The sequence below is a fragment of the Candidatus Accumulibacter meliphilus genome (genome assembly GCF_036625345.1).
GTDB classification, from domain to species: domain Bacteria; phylum Pseudomonadota; class Gammaproteobacteria; order Burkholderiales; family Rhodocyclaceae; genus Accumulibacter; species Accumulibacter meliphilus.
The window spans coordinates 368,636-381,179 of the sequence record NZ_JAZKTZ010000002.1; the positions used below are offsets into that span (position 1 = coordinate 368,636).

The 12,544-nt window shown below is 59.8% G+C and carries 16 protein-coding genes; 2 read left to right on the forward strand and 14 right to left on the reverse strand.

Features of this window, described 5'->3' with window-relative positions; genetic code table 11:
- Positions 1-7: 7 nt before the first annotated feature.
- Genes V5B40_RS05185 through purB form a run of 3 tightly spaced genes read right to left on the reverse strand, consistent with a single transcriptional unit; the run spans position 8 to position 2,063 of the window.
- Positions 8-328, reverse strand: a complete 321-nt coding sequence (locus V5B40_RS05185; RefSeq protein ID WP_332353527.1) for a DUF2322 family protein — start codon at positions 326-328, stop codon at positions 8-10.
- A gap of 2 nt (positions 329-330) precedes the next feature.
- A complete protein-coding gene (locus tag V5B40_RS05190; RefSeq protein ID WP_332353528.1) occupies positions 331-696 on the reverse strand; it encodes a zinc ribbon domain-containing protein in 366 nt (121 codons plus the stop codon).
- Positions 696-2,063 (reverse strand): adenylosuccinate lyase, encoded by a 1,368-nt coding sequence (purB, locus tag V5B40_RS05195; protein WP_332353529.1) that lies wholly within the window; start codon positions 2,061-2,063, stop codon positions 696-698. The genes V5B40_RS05190 and purB overlap by 1 nt, the downstream gene beginning before the upstream one ends.
- A 123-nt stretch (positions 2,064-2,186) precedes the next feature.
- Here purB and V5B40_RS05200 point away from each other — a divergent pair, with 123 nt between their 5' ends.
- Positions 2,187-2,795, forward strand: coding sequence for a glutathione S-transferase (locus tag V5B40_RS05200; RefSeq protein ID WP_332353530.1), 609 nt, complete (start codon positions 2,187-2,189; stop codon positions 2,793-2,795).
- Between the two features lie 45 nt (positions 2,796-2,840).
- On the opposite strand, the gene motB is transcribed toward V5B40_RS05200, so the two are convergent.
- Entirely contained in the window at positions 2,841-3,797 is a 957-nt protein-coding gene (gene motB / locus V5B40_RS05205; protein ID WP_332353531.1) for a flagellar motor protein MotB, read from the reverse strand.
- Positions 3,798-3,829: 32 nt separating this feature from the next.
- Entirely contained in the window at positions 3,830-4,687 is an 858-nt protein-coding gene (gene motA / locus V5B40_RS05210; RefSeq protein ID WP_332353532.1) for a flagellar motor stator protein MotA, read from the reverse strand.
- A gap of 296 nt (positions 4,688-4,983) precedes the next feature.
- On the opposite strand from motA, the gene V5B40_RS05215 reads away from it, so the two are divergent.
- Complete coding sequence (locus V5B40_RS05215) at positions 4,984-5,529, forward strand: NUDIX hydrolase (protein ID WP_332353533.1); 546 nt, start codon at positions 4,984-4,986, stop codon at positions 5,527-5,529.
- Positions 5,530-5,607: 78 nt separating this feature from the next.
- Here the strand turns inward: V5B40_RS05215 and V5B40_RS05220 are convergent, their stop codons facing one another.
- The 9 genes from V5B40_RS05220 to ccoS form a co-directional block, all read right to left on the reverse strand.
- Positions 5,608-5,748, reverse strand: a complete 141-nt coding sequence (locus tag V5B40_RS05220; RefSeq protein WP_332353534.1) for a DUF3149 domain-containing protein — start codon at positions 5,746-5,748, stop codon at positions 5,608-5,610.
- Between the two features lie 3 nt (positions 5,749-5,751).
- Positions 5,752-6,309, reverse strand: a complete 558-nt coding sequence (locus V5B40_RS05225) for a FixH family protein (RefSeq protein WP_332353535.1) — start codon at positions 6,307-6,309, stop codon at positions 5,752-5,754.
- Positions 6,306-7,721, reverse strand: coding sequence for a cytochrome c oxidase accessory protein CcoG (ccoG, locus tag V5B40_RS05230; RefSeq protein ID WP_332353536.1), 1,416 nt, complete (start codon positions 7,719-7,721; stop codon positions 6,306-6,308). The genes V5B40_RS05225 and ccoG overlap by 4 nt, the downstream gene beginning before the upstream one ends.
- A 165-nt stretch (positions 7,722-7,886) precedes the next feature.
- The gene (locus V5B40_RS05235) at positions 7,887-8,681 is read right to left on the reverse strand and encodes a DUF3313 domain-containing protein (RefSeq protein ID WP_332353537.1); all 795 of its coding nucleotides are present in this window, start codon (positions 8,679-8,681) and stop codon (positions 7,887-7,889) included.
- 140 nt (positions 8,682-8,821) lie between these two features.
- Positions 8,822-9,733, reverse strand: a complete 912-nt coding sequence (gene ccoP / locus V5B40_RS05240; protein WP_332353538.1) for a cytochrome-c oxidase, cbb3-type subunit III — start codon at positions 9,731-9,733, stop codon at positions 8,822-8,824.
- The gene (locus V5B40_RS05245; RefSeq protein ID WP_332353539.1) at positions 9,730-9,924 is read right to left on the reverse strand and encodes a cbb3-type cytochrome oxidase subunit 3; all 195 of its coding nucleotides are present in this window, start codon (positions 9,922-9,924) and stop codon (positions 9,730-9,732) included. The genes ccoP and V5B40_RS05245 overlap by 4 nt, the downstream gene beginning before the upstream one ends.
- A gap of 4 nt (positions 9,925-9,928) precedes the next feature.
- Positions 9,929-10,543 carry a cytochrome-c oxidase, cbb3-type subunit II gene (gene ccoO / locus V5B40_RS05250; RefSeq protein WP_332353540.1) on the reverse strand — a complete coding sequence of 205 codons (615 nt, stop codon included), beginning with the start codon at positions 10,541-10,543 and terminating at the stop codon, positions 9,929-9,931.
- Between the two features lie 12 nt (positions 10,544-10,555).
- Positions 10,556-11,983 (reverse strand): cytochrome-c oxidase, cbb3-type subunit I, encoded by a 1,428-nt coding sequence (gene ccoN, locus V5B40_RS05255; protein ID WP_332353541.1) that lies wholly within the window; start codon positions 11,981-11,983, stop codon positions 10,556-10,558.
- Between the two features lie 350 nt (positions 11,984-12,333).
- Complete coding sequence (gene ccoS, locus V5B40_RS05260; protein WP_332353542.1) at positions 12,334-12,540, reverse strand: cbb3-type cytochrome oxidase assembly protein CcoS; 207 nt, start codon at positions 12,538-12,540, stop codon at positions 12,334-12,336.
- Positions 12,541-12,544 lie beyond the last annotated feature (4 nt).

Genomic DNA, 12,544 nt, shown 5'->3' on the forward strand with positions numbered 1-12,544 from the left:
TCCCGACTCAGACGGCGAAGACATGCTTGGTGCGCAGCGTCTTGCGCTCCTCCACGAGCATCAGCAGACGATCAATATTGACATGCTTGCCGGGGTTCGCACGCGCGTCCTCAGTGTGCTCGGCAAACATCTCCAGGCCTTTCCTGGCCGCCTCCGGAGTAATCGCCCCGTAGGTCTGTGCGAGGTGGTTGTACACCGCCACTGAGCCCTGGCTGCCTGCCTTGTTCTCGATCACGGCCTGCACTTCGCCGGCAGTGTCGAGCAGATTGATCGCCGCGATGTGCGACACCCCCGGCAGCTTCTTCAGATTCTCGGCAAACTGGGCCATCGTCAGCCCTTCCGGCGCGTGCGAAGGGTGCGGAAAATGCCGATCGCCACGCCGATGGTGATGCAGGTCGCGAGCGTCGCCAGGACATCGCTCCAGCGTGTTTGCTCGACACCAACGGCAGACGACCAGACGGCGGCGATCAGACCGCCGGCGAGCACACCGAGCACGGCACCTAGAAAGATGGCCCCTTGCAGCGCCCCACGCCGACCGTCCTCGCCACAGCAGCTGGGGCAGTAGCGGGCGTCACCGGGCAAGATCCGCTGGCAACTGCCGCAAACGATCGGCTCGAGCAGCTCGCCGTCGCTCGTCGACACAGGCGTCGCATGGGTATCGGGGCGATCGGGACGCAGGGGAGCAGTGGCGCCCATCAAATCCTCCTCGCCAGTTCAGCGGCCTTGCCGGTGTAGTCCCAAGGCGTCAGCGCCAGCAGTTCGGCCTTCGCTACCGCTGGAATCTCCAGCGTCGCGACGAAGTCCTGCATCGCCTGCCGTGAAACCCGTTTGCCACGAGTCAGCTCCTTGAGTTTCTCGTACGGATTGGCGACCGCATAGCGCCGCATCACCGTCTGCACTGGCTCGGCGAGCAGTTCCCAGTTGGCGTCGAGATCTGCATGCAGGCGCGCTGCATCGGCTTCGAGCTTGTTCAGACCACGCAGCAGCGAGTCGTAAGCGAGCAAGGTGTAACCCAAGGCCACTCCCATGTTGCGCAACACCGTCGAATCGGTCAGGTCGCGCTGCCAGCGCGAGACCGGCAGCTTCTCGGCAAGGTGACGTAACAGTGCATTGGCCAGGCCGAGGTTTCCTTCCGAGTTCTCGAAATCGATCGGATTGACCTTGTGCGGCATGGTCGACGAGCCAATCTCGCCAGCCTTGAGCTTCTGCCTGAAGAAACCGAGCGAGATATAACCCCACAGGTCACGGTTCAGGTCGACCAGAATCAGGTTGGTGCGGGCAAAAGCGTCAAACAGTTCCGACATGGCGTCGTGCGGCTCGATCTGAATGGTATAGGGATTGAACTCCAGGCCCAGCGCTTCGACGAAGCGACGCGCCAGACTCTCCCAGTCAAAATCCGGGTAAGCGGCGAGATGGGCATTGTAGTTACCCACTGCACCATTGATTTTGCCGAGCAGCGCCACGCGGGCGATACCCGCGCGTGCGCGGCTCAGGCGATGGGTGACGTTGGCCATTTCCTTGCCGAGCGTCGTCGGCGTCGCCGGCTGGCCGTGCGTACGCGACATCATCGGCAGTTCGGCAAATTCGTGCGCCAGATGGCGAAGGCGTGCCAGCACGCGGTCCAGCATCGGCAACATCGTTTCGTCCCGCGCCGTCTGCAGCATCAGGGCGTGTGCCAGGTTGTTGATGTCCTCGGAGGTGCACGCGAAATGGATGAACTCGGCGACGGCCATCACTTCCGCATTGCCTGCCAGGCGCTGCTTGATCCAGTACTCGAGCGCCTTGACATCATGGTTGGTGACCGCCTCGATCGCTTTCACCTCGCCCGCCTGCTGTGCACCGAAATCGCTGACGAGAGCATCAAGCTCGGCCAGGGTTGGCGCAGAAAAGGCCGGGATTTCGACGAAATGCGGTTCGGCAGCCAGCGCCTTCAGCCACTCGATCTCGACCTGCAAACGACGACGGATGAGTCCGTATTCCGAAAACTGGGGGCGCAGCGGGTCAAGCCTGCCCGCGTAACGGCCGTCCAGCGGTGAAAGGGAAACAAGTGCGGAATCGGGCATGGCGAGCATCCTTGAGGCGTGTGCAGGGTAGCCCGCTATTTTACCCGTCCACGGCATGCGCTCGTAATTGAGATACGGCTGCGATGGTATAATTGTGCGTAAATATTTACCGTCAGGAAACAAATGAAGCTCATCGGATCGCTGACCAGCCCCTACGTCCGCAAGGCACGCGTCGTTCTGGCAGAAAAGAAAATCGACTATGAGTTTGAGCTGGATTCGCCATGGACTCCGGCAACGCAGGTGGCCAACGTCAATCCGCTGGGAAAAATACCGGTCCTTCTCCTGGATGACAGCACCAGCCTGTTCGACTCACGAGTGATTGTCGAGTATCTGGACAATGTCGCTCCGAACAACAAATTGATGCCCAACCAGAATCGCGAGCGCATTGAAGTCAAGCGCTGGGAGGCGCTGGCTGACGGCGTCTGTGATGCAGCCGCGCTGACCTTCCTGGAAAAAAAGCGCCCGCCCGCTCAGCAAGCTGCGGACTGGATCAAGCGCCAGGAAGACAAGATTGGCCGCAGCCTGGAGTTCATGGCCGAAGAACTGGGTGACAAAAGCTTCTGCATGGGCATGCATTTTTCGCTCGCCGACGTCGCCGTGGGCTGTGCGCTTGGCTATCTGATCCTGCGTTTCCCCGAGATCCACTGGCAGGAACAGCACGCCAACCTTGCCCGCCTCTACGGCAAACTGATGACACGCTCCGCCTTCGCCGAGACCGTGCCGCACGACTGATCAGGATTGCCCGAGCGCGCCCCCGCTCCGCCCAGCGCCTCGGCCCTAGCGGCCGCTCCCTGGCGGTGAGGCGATGGCGTCGGCATCGATTCCCTGGCCGCCAGCCTCGACCGCATCCGCCTTGCCGTCTTCCTGTAGCAAGGCCTCTTCCGCGCGTCGATTGAGAACGATGATGCTGATCCGGCGATTGATCGAGCTGAGCGGATCGTTCTTGTCGAAGAGTACGGTGGACGACAGGCCGACCACGCGCAACACCTTATGCTCATCCATGCCGCCGGCAATCAACTCGCGCCGCGAAGCGTTGGCACGATTGGCCGACAACTCCCAGTTCGAGAAACCCTTGGCACCGCCACCGAACTGGGCGGCGTCGGTATGCCCCGAGAGACTGAGCTTGTTCGGTACGGCATTCAGCGCTTTGCCAATTTCATGCAGAATGGTGCGCGTATAGCTCTTCAGGTCGGCGCTACTGGTATCGAACATCGGGCGATTCTGCTCATCGACGATCTGAATGCGCAAGCCCTCGCTGGTAATGTCGATCAACAACTGGTTCTTGAACTGCCTGAGCGCCGGATTGCTTTCAATCAGCTTTTCTATATTCTCCTTGAGTTGCCCCAGCATCAACGTCTCGCGCTCTTCAAAGGCCTTGCGTGCATGTTCGGCGTTGGTTTCCTTGAGGTTGATGGTCTTGCTCTTGGCGTCGATGTCGCCCTTCTTGACCTGGCCGGAAGTGCGCGTCAGGTCCTTGCCACCACCCTTGAGAACACTCGAACTGTCGCCGGTCCCCGAGCCTCCCTGCGAAGCGATCTTCAGCGGGTTCTGGAAGTAGTCGGCGATCCCCTGCAGATCACCGCTGGCAGTCGAGCCGAGCAGCCACATCAGCAGGAAGAAAGCCATCATCGCCGTCACGAAATCGGCGTAGGCAATCTTCCAGGCGCCCCCGTGGTGCGCCGCTGCCACCTTCTTGATACGCTTGATGACGATCGGGCGTACGTCTTCGCTCATTCAGCGCCTCCCCTGAGTCGCATCCGCATCGCCTATTTGCCTTTGCGATTCTTGAGTTCTTCTTCGAGTTCGCCAAACGTCGGACGCACCCCGGAGGCCAGGGTCTTGCGACCGAATTCGACGGCCACCTGTGGTGCGTAGCCGGACATCGACGCCAGCAGGACGACCTTGATCACCTGATAGATTTTCGCACCGTCCTGCGCCTTCTGTTCGAGCAGGCTGGCCACCGGCGAGACGAAGCCGTAAGCGATGAGGATACCGAGGAAGGTACCGACCAGCGCACCACCGATCATTTTTCCCAGCACCGCCGGCGGCTCGCCGACCGAGCCCATGACGTTCACCACGCCCATCACGGCGACGATGATACCGAAGGCCGGGACCGCGTCGCCGACCTTGGAAACGACATGCGCCGGCATCTCGGCCTCGTGATGGTGGGTATCGATTTCGATATCCATCAGATTCTCGATCTCGATGGCGTTGAGGTTGCCGCCGACCATCATGCGCAAATAATCGGTGATGAACTCCATCACATGATGATCGTTGGCAAGCACCGGGTACTTGCTGAATATCGGGCTGTCGTGAGGATTCTCAACGTCGTTCTCGATCGACATCAGCCCTTCCTTGCGCACCTTCGCCAAGACCTCGAAGAGCATCGCCAGCAGGTCGACGTACAGCACCTTGGTGAACTTCGAGCCTTTGAAGATTCCCGGCAAGGCAGCAATTGTCGACTTGATGATTTTCAATTCGTTACTTGCGACGAAGCCACCAATGGTCAAACCAACGATCGCAATGTATTCCATCGGCACCCACAGCGCCGCCAGGCTGCCGTGAACGGCGTAGGTGCCCAGTGCTGCCGCCAGAATGATTACGTAGCCAACAATCAGAAACATCCGCTCCCCCTTGTCATCGCGCCCAAGGCGCGTGTCGCTGACTTAACACAGCATTGTCGCGCATTGTATAGCCAGATGGCACACTGCAGGCACCGGCCGAACGGCAAGGCAGCGCCACTTCGGCAAAAGATTGGTCGGTTTCGAGCCCCGCGTGCCGGGCCGCCTCCCCGGCACCCAACCCGCGACCGCCACTTGCCCTGCGGCAGAGGCCAGCGCCATCGCCACAGGCGATGCTCTGCCGGCCGGAATCATATAGACTTGCGGCGTCATCGAACGCAGTGCGGGGACTCCGAGAAATGTATTTCTGCAGCGAATGCGGCGAAGCGGTCAGCCTGTCGATTCCGGAGGGTGACAACCTACCCCGGCACGTATGCCAAAGCTGCGGCGCGATCCATTACCAGAACCCGAAGCTGGTGATCGGTTGCATCGCCGAATGGCAGGAAAAAATCCTCCTCTGCCGACGTTCGATCGCCCCACGCTACGGCTTGTGGACCCTGCCTGCCGGTTTCATGGAGAACGGTGAAACGACCCGCCAGGGCGCGCTGCGCGAAACACTCGAAGAAGCCTGCGCACGCATCGAGCTTGGCGAACTGTTCTCGCTGGTCAACATCCCGCACATCAACCAGGTGCACCTCTTCTACCGTGCCCGCCTGCTCGATACTGGCTTCGCAGCCGGATTGGAAACCCTGGAAACAGCCCTCTTCGCCGAAGCAGAGATCCCGTGGCAGGAACTCGCTTTCCAGAGCGTCACGCTCTGCTTGCGGGCCTATTTTGCCGACCGCAAGACGGGTCGCTTCGTGCTCCACGAAGAAGAGTTGCGGCCAGCGGCGGCACACGCCTGAGCCCGTCCGCGCGCAGGTGAGTCCCGGTAGCAGCGGCGTCCTTGCCGCCCGCCGATAATGGCAATCAGGCGTTGTAGCCTAAGTCTTGTTCCGCTGTTCGTCCTGACGCATTTTTTTGTGGAAGTAATACGGGAACCAGACCGACATGCCGAGGAGGAAGACAATCACGAAAACGCTGAACAGACCGTAATCACTCGAAAACAACAGATCCCAAGCCATTTCTCACCTTTCTTTATCAACTGAAATTTTTTCTTTGGGAGGCAGTGCTCGGGCCGAGGGTAGCAGCCGCAGCGCAGGCTGTTTGTCACTCTCCCAGTCGCCCGCCAACAGCCACTCCTGCTGTTCATCTTCAAGAACAAGATGCCAGCGGCCATGGATAGGCAGCAGCTTGGCGCCATAGACACCGCCCCCTTCGGAGCGCATTGAAACGCTCTGATCGAAACCCGGCCGCGTCGGGTGCGTAATGCGCAAAGTGAGCGTCGCCGGCAACGGCGTCCCCTCCTTGGCACGCAGCAGAACGCGAATGCGATCGCGATCCCCGCCGAGAATCAGCTCCGCCTCGAGCCCCAACTCGGCCGCACGCTGGTGACGCTCGCTGCGTTGATTGATCGCCAGTCCCTGCTTATAGTAATCGTCGGCCACCAGGCCATCATTGCTGATCACTGCCAGATAGGCTGTCGCCACACCAGCGACAATGACCACCGCCGGCCCGAGCATGATCAGCCAGGGCCAGGGCTCGCGGTACCATGGGCCGCTATCGGTCGCGCGCCTACTCGTCATGGCATGAAAAAGCTTGCTTTTTCGCGAACCGAGAGCTTGTCGTCGGTCTCGGAACGGACCTCGAAAAAGATTTCATTGGAGCCTTTTTTCCCAACCCCTGGCTCGACTCGCGCCGAGAGGGAAACGGTCTGCGACGAAGCGGCCGGAAGATCAACAAAGCGCTCGCCAAGGATATCGATACCGTCCATGCCGCTGACCGTGATCGCATAGCGGTGCGGGACTTCGGCGGTATTCGAAATGCGCAGCGTGAACACGTTCTCGATACGCCCGTCGGTGGCCTCGCGTGACAGGCTCGAACGATCACGCAACACGTCCAGCTTCAGCGGCACGCGCTGGCTGAGGCTCCACACGGCAGCGAGGATGATGGCCAGCAGGATGCTGCTATAGAGCAGCGTTCTGAAACGCCACAGGTGCCCGATGATCTCGCGCGCCGTGTAGTGTTTGGCCAGAGCGTTCTCGGTCGAGTAGCGAATCAGGCCGCGTGGCGAACCGACTTTGTCCATTACCTGATCGCAGGCATCGATACAGGCCGCACAGGCAATGCACTCGAGCTGTAGACCATTGCGAATATCGATACCGGTCGGGCAAACCTGAACGCAGATGCTGCAGTCCACACAGTCACCCAGTGGCGGCGCATCGGCAGCCCCTTTCTTCTTGCGCAGCCCGCGCGGCTCGCCGCGCTCAGGGTCGTAAGTAATGATCAGCGTGTCGGAGTCGAACATCACGCCCTGGAAGCGTGCGTACGGGCACATGTACTTGCAGACCTGCTCGCGGAGAAAACCGGCCATCATGTACAGGAAAAAAGCATAAAAGAAGACCCAAAAAGCTTCCCATGGCCCGATCCGGAACGACAGCATTTCCGCGAGCAGTTCCTTGATTGGCGTGAAATAACCGACGAAGGTAATCCCCGTCCATAGCGCAACCAATAGCCACAGCGAATGCTTGACGAACTTGAGCCGGAACTTGCGCGCATTCATCGGCTGCGCGTCGAGCTTCATTCGTGCCGGACGTTCGCCCTCGATCTTGCGTTCGATCCACATCAGTATTTCGGTGTACACGGTCTGCGGACAGGCGTAGCCGCAGAACAGGCGCCCGCCCACGGCGGTGACCAGAAACAGTCCATAGGCCGAAATCACCAGCAGGATCGCCAGATAGATGACGTCCTGCGGCCAGAAGACCATGCCGAAAATGTAGAACTTGCGTTCGACGATATGGAAAAGAACCGCCTGGCGGCCGTTCCATTCGAACCAGCACAAACCGTAGAACAAGGCCTGAGTAAAAAACACCATCGCCCAGCGCCAGTTGTTGAACAGCCCCGTCACGGTACGGGCATACACTGTTTTGTGCTTCTCGTACAAACCTTCGACGTTGATGGGAATTGCCTTGGCCTGTCTGTTGGCTGCCTCATTCATGATCTTAGCTCCGATCAATTTCAGAATTACATCAAACGCTAATATACAGATTGGCGTCCGAAGTGGGTTTGATATGTATCAGCGACAGGAGCGATTCGGGAGCAGCGCATGTTCCAAGCCTTTTCGTGAAGCCGCCGACGACTCGTCCACGGCCGTTTGGCTCGCTTACTGCTGGACGCCACGCAGTTCGCCGAGACGCCTGGCAACCAGAAGCGACCACTTGTCGAAGGCATCCTTGGCGTAGGACCAGGCCTGGAACGAATTCAGGTAGCCGCTGGCCCAGGTCTGGGCTGTGCCGACGGCGCTCCCGTCGACGTCTGCCGCGTACTTGCGGCCGATCTCGGTGTCCCGGCATTCGGCGACGATGGTGCCCGACCCGCCATCGCGGAACTGCATCTCCATGCCCGTCTCGCCCATGTAGGGGGTGGAACCCGCCGGCCGGCCGGTGGCCGCACCGGAGCCCGCTTCAACGACGAAACCGTAGGGAATCAGCGTTCCGGCGACGCTATCGGTCACCTTGGTGGGTACCAGGTCAGTGAGCGCGATGCGCATTACCAGCACCCCTGGCCCCGCCTGATCGACCACCTGCATCTGCGGCTTCAAGGCCTTGACCAGCGAATCGTGGAAGTAGTCGGTGAGCGTCTTGAGATCACTTGGATCAATGGTCTGCGGCGCGCTCGGGTCCCTCGGTGCGACGAGCGACACCACGATGCGCGAAATCAGCACCTTGTCGTACTTTTTGGCGTCGAGCTTCGGATCTCGCCAGCATTCGGCTCCCTCAGCTCCCGGGGCTGACCTCAGGCGCGCGTAGTCGGACAAGAAACCGCTGTGTGTCATGCGCGTCTTGTCGCTGGCGGTAACCGTTGCGCCACTGCCCATCATGGCGCTGTCGCTCGCGCAGCCGGCGAGGAGGAGAACGGCAGCAAGCGTGGTAAGCGTAAGCGTTGTGGATTTTTTCATCAGGGTTCCTGAAAACTTTTGAATATGAGAAATTGGCTTGGCCAGCGCTTGCCGCGTCCGTGTGACCGTTGGCAACGGATCGCGCAGCAAGAAAAAAGAGCGGCCAGGCGGCCGCTCTTGCTCAGGCTGAACGGCCCCCGCTACTTGCTCTCGCCGCCCTTGCCCAGGCTCATCACATAGGCGGCCAGGACATGCACTTTGGCGTCACCGAGAAATGCCTGCCAGGGAGGCATCTGGTTTGTGCGCCCCTTGCTGATGGTCTCGATGATCGTCGCCTCCGAACCGCCGTACAGCCAGACCTTGTCGGTCAGATTGGGCGCCCCCAGCGCAGCCATTCCTTTTGCATCCGCCCCATGGCAGCCGGAGCAGCCGACGCTGTTGAAAGCTTCCTGACCCTTGGCGGCACGCAGAGAATCGGCTGGCAAACCTGATAGCGAGCGTACGTAGTTGGCGAGATCCTTGATCGTTTCGGCGCCCAGTTGAGCGTGCGCAGGCATGACCCCCGTCCGACCGGCACTGATCGTTTCAACGATCTGGGCCGGCTCGCCGCCCCACTGCCAATCGTTGTCGGCGAGATTGGGGAAACCTTTCCCGCCGTGCGCGTCGGCACCATGACACTGCATGCAATAGGTCAGATACAAGCGCTTGCCAGTTTCGACGCCTTCCTTGTCGGCGGCCAGCGCCGGCAAATCCATCGCCAGGTATTTGTCGTACAGGGGCTTGGTTTCGGCATCAGCTTTCGCCATCTCCTTCGCGTACTGCCCACTCGACGACCAACCCAGTACGCCCTGGAAACTGCCGAGCGTCGGATAGAGAACGCAGTAAACCAGCGAGAAGACCACGGTAATGTGGAACAACCACATCCACCACTTCGGCAGCGGGTTGTTGTACTCCTCGAGCGTCTCGTCCCAGACGTGACCAGTGGTCGCCGCATTGCCGCTGCTGACCGGCGTGATGTTCTGCGACCAGAGCACCACGCTACAGGCAATGATACTGATCGCTGTCAGGAGAATGACGTACCAGTTCCAGAACTGATTCACAAAATCGCTCATGATGCTTTCCTTTTTCCGTTGCGATCCAGGCCGAGTTCGGCCCAATCCGCTTCCTCATCGATGAACGGCAGCATGGCCGCTTCCTCGAAGCGCTTCTTGTTGCTTTTCACGCCGTAGGCCCACCACACCACTCCCAGAAAGGTGAGCAGAGAAACGACGGTGACGATGGCTCGTAGATCGTTGATATCCATGAGCTTACTTCGCGTTCTTCAGTTCGAGACCCATCCCCTGCAGATAGGCGATAAGGGCATCGAGTTCCGTCTTGCCTTCAAGCTGCGCCTTGGCAGCGGCGATTTCCTCATCGGAATAGGGGACCCCGACCATGCGCAGCCTCCGCATCTTGGTCTCGATCTGCGCCGCATCGGCCGGATTGCCCTCCAGGAAAGCGAAAGCCGGCATGTTCGATTCGGGAACCACGTCGCGCGGATTGATCAGGTGTGCGCGGTGCCACTCGTCCGAATAACGCTCGCCGACGCGCGCCAGATCCGGGCCGGTACGCTTCGACCCCCACTGGAAGGGATGATCGTAGACAAACTCGCCGGCGACCGAATAGTGGCCATAGCGCTCGGTTTCGGCACGGAACGGCCGAATCATCTGCGAGTGACAAAGGTAGCAGCCCTCGCGGATGTAAACATCACGCCCGGTCAGGCGTAGCGGACTATAGGGCTTCAGCCCGGCCACCGCTTCGGTGGTTGACTTCTGAAAAAAGAGCGGCACGATTTCGACCAGGCCACCGACGCTGACCACCAGAATGGTCAACACCACCATCAGCCAGACATTGCGTTCAATACTGTCATGCGTAAGTTTCATTTCATTCCTCTCTTAGGCGTGCTGAGCAGCCGGTTGCAGGACCAGCGCATCGTCCACCGTGCGCCCGCCAGCCATCGTCTTGACCATGTTGTAGGCCATGATCAGCATGCCGAAAAGGAAGAGAACGCCGCCGACGAAACGGATCGCCCAGAACGGATACGAGGCCTTGACCGATTCAACAAAGCTGTAGGTCAGGGTACCGTCCGCGTTGACCGCCCGCCACATCAGCCCCTGCATGACGCCGGCAATCCACATCGAAGCGATGTAGAGCACAACACCGATCGTCGCCACCCAGAAATGCACCGTGATCAGTTTGACGCTGAACATTTCCGGCTTGCCGTAGAGGCGCGGCAACAGGTAGTACATCGAGCCGATGGAGATCATCGCCACCCAGCCAAGCGCGCCGGAGTGCACGTGCCCGATCGTCCAGTCGGTGTAGTGCGAGAGCGCATTGACCGTCTTGATGGCCATCATCGGACCTTCGAAAGTCGACATGCCGTAGAAGGACAGCGAGGTGATCAGGAACTTGAGGATCGGATCGTCACGCAGCTTGTGCCAGGCACCGGAAAGGGTCATCACGCCATTGATCATGCCGCCCCAGGAAGGTGCCAGCAGAATCAGCGAAAACACCATCCCCACCGATTGCGTCCAGTCTGGAAGTGCCGTGTAGTGCAGATGGTGCGGGCCGGCCCACATGTAGGTGAAAATCAGCGCCCAGAAGTGCACCACCGACAGACGGTAGGAGTACACCGGGCGGCCTGCCTGCTTGGGTACGAAGTAGTACATCATGCCAAGGAAGCCGGCGGTCAGGAAGAAGCCCACCGCGTTGTGGCCATACCACCACTGCACCATCGCGTCCTGCACGCCGGCATAAGCCGAGTAGGACTTGGTCAGGGAAACCGGGATGGCGGCGCTGTTGACGATGTGCAGCAGCGCAACGGCAAGGATGAAGCCGCCGTAGAACCAGTTGGCGACGTAGATATGGGTCACCTTGCGCTTGGCGATGGTGCCGAAGAACACGACAGCATAGGAAACCCAGACCACCGCGATGAGGATATCAATCGGCCACTCGAGCTCGGCATACTCTTTCGACTGGGTGATCCCCAGCGGCAGCGTGATGGCCGCCAGAACGATCACCGCCTGCCAGCCCCAGAAAGTGAAAGCCGCCAGCCCGTCCGAGAAAATTCGCGTATGGCAGGTGCGTTGTACGACGTAATACGAGGTAGCGAAAAGTGCGCTGCCGCCAAACGCAAAGATCACCGCGTTGGTATGCAGCGGACGCAGGCGCCCGAAATGCAGGAAGCCCAGATTAAGGTCAGGCCAGACCAACTGGGCGGCAATGATCACCCCGACCAGCATTCCGACAATGCCCCAAATGACGGTCATCACGGCAAACTGCCGCACCACCTTGTAGTTGTATGTTGACTGAGTTTCCGACATGGACTCACCTCGTTTATGACTGTAAACCGGTTCTCACCGCCCCTTACACCGCAATGCCCACTACCGCCCCATGGACACCGGCTTTGCGGATGCTATTTTAACCGCTTGCGGCGCAACGTGACACCCGTCAAACAGCGGCCAAACGATCATCGACGTCGAATGGGCAAAAAAAGGGTGCGCCGAGACGCACCCCAACCCCAACCCAGAAAAAGCCCTTCACATCCCGCAGCGCACAATGCCAGCGTGTTGGTGACGCCCAATGCTGACGATGCTGACAATTATCGTAGCCGCAAAAGTATTTCGTTTGATGTGCGTCAAAAGTGCTGGCGGTCGGCCGTCGGGGATTTCGCTCAGCTTGGCCGGCGCCCGTCTTCGGCCGGCGCGGGATCGGGGCCCTTCTCCAGTGGACTTGCGACCCGGTCGTCGTCCATTAAAATGCGGTAGGCCGGGCCCTCGAGGTCGTCGAACTGACCGTTGCGCAGCGACCACCAGAAGGCGATGCCGATCAGGAAGACCAGGACAATCGATATCGGAATCAGCAGGTATAGCGTTTCCATCAGC

What these genes read in the sequence shown, in the direction of transcription:
- V5B40_RS05185 (WP_332353527.1), bottom strand. Translation starts at nt 328, where the DNA reads ATGGCCCAGTTTGCCGAGAATCTGAAGAAGCTGCCGGGGGTGTCGCAC.
- V5B40_RS05190 (WP_332353528.1), bottom strand. Translation starts at nt 696, where the DNA reads ATGGGCGCCACTGCTCCCCTGCGTCCCGATCGCCCCGATACCCATGCG.
- purB (WP_332353529.1), bottom strand. Translation starts at nt 2,063, where the DNA reads ATGCCCGATTCCGCACTTGTTTCCCTTTCACCGCTGGACGGCCGTTAC.
- V5B40_RS05200 (WP_332353530.1), top strand. Translation starts at nt 2,187, where the DNA reads ATGAAGCTCATCGGATCGCTGACCAGCCCCTACGTCCGCAAGGCACGC.
- motB (WP_332353531.1), bottom strand. Translation starts at nt 3,797, where the DNA reads ATGAGCGAAGACGTACGCCCGATCGTCATCAAGCGTATCAAGAAGGTG.
- motA (WP_332353532.1), bottom strand. Translation starts at nt 4,687, where the DNA reads ATGTTTCTGATTGTTGGCTACGTAATCATTCTGGCGGCAGCACTGGGC.
- V5B40_RS05215 (WP_332353533.1), top strand. Translation starts at nt 4,984, where the DNA reads ATGTATTTCTGCAGCGAATGCGGCGAAGCGGTCAGCCTGTCGATTCCG.
- V5B40_RS05220 (WP_332353534.1), bottom strand. Translation starts at nt 5,748, where the DNA reads ATGGCTTGGGATCTGTTGTTTTCGAGTGATTACGGTCTGTTCAGCGTT.
- V5B40_RS05225 (WP_332353535.1), bottom strand. Translation starts at nt 6,309, where the DNA reads ATGACGAGTAGGCGCGCGACCGATAGCGGCCCATGGTACCGCGAGCCC.
- ccoG (WP_332353536.1), bottom strand. Translation starts at nt 7,721, where the DNA reads ATGAATGAGGCAGCCAACAGACAGGCCAAGGCAATTCCCATCAACGTC.
- V5B40_RS05235 (WP_332353537.1), bottom strand. Translation starts at nt 8,681, where the DNA reads ATGAAAAAATCCACAACGCTTACGCTTACCACGCTTGCTGCCGTTCTC.
- ccoP (WP_332353538.1), bottom strand. Translation starts at nt 9,733, where the DNA reads ATGAGCGATTTTGTGAATCAGTTCTGGAACTGGTACGTCATTCTCCTG.
- V5B40_RS05245 (WP_332353539.1), bottom strand. Translation starts at nt 9,924, where the DNA reads ATGGATATCAACGATCTACGAGCCATCGTCACCGTCGTTTCTCTGCTC.
- ccoO (WP_332353540.1), bottom strand. Translation starts at nt 10,543, where the DNA reads ATGAAACTTACGCATGACAGTATTGAACGCAATGTCTGGCTGATGGTG.
- ccoN (WP_332353541.1), bottom strand. Translation starts at nt 11,983, where the DNA reads ATGTCGGAAACTCAGTCAACATACAACTACAAGGTGGTGCGGCAGTTT.
- ccoS (WP_332353542.1), bottom strand. Translation starts at nt 12,540, where the DNA reads ATGGAAACGCTATACCTGCTGATTCCGATATCGATTGTCCTGGTCTTC.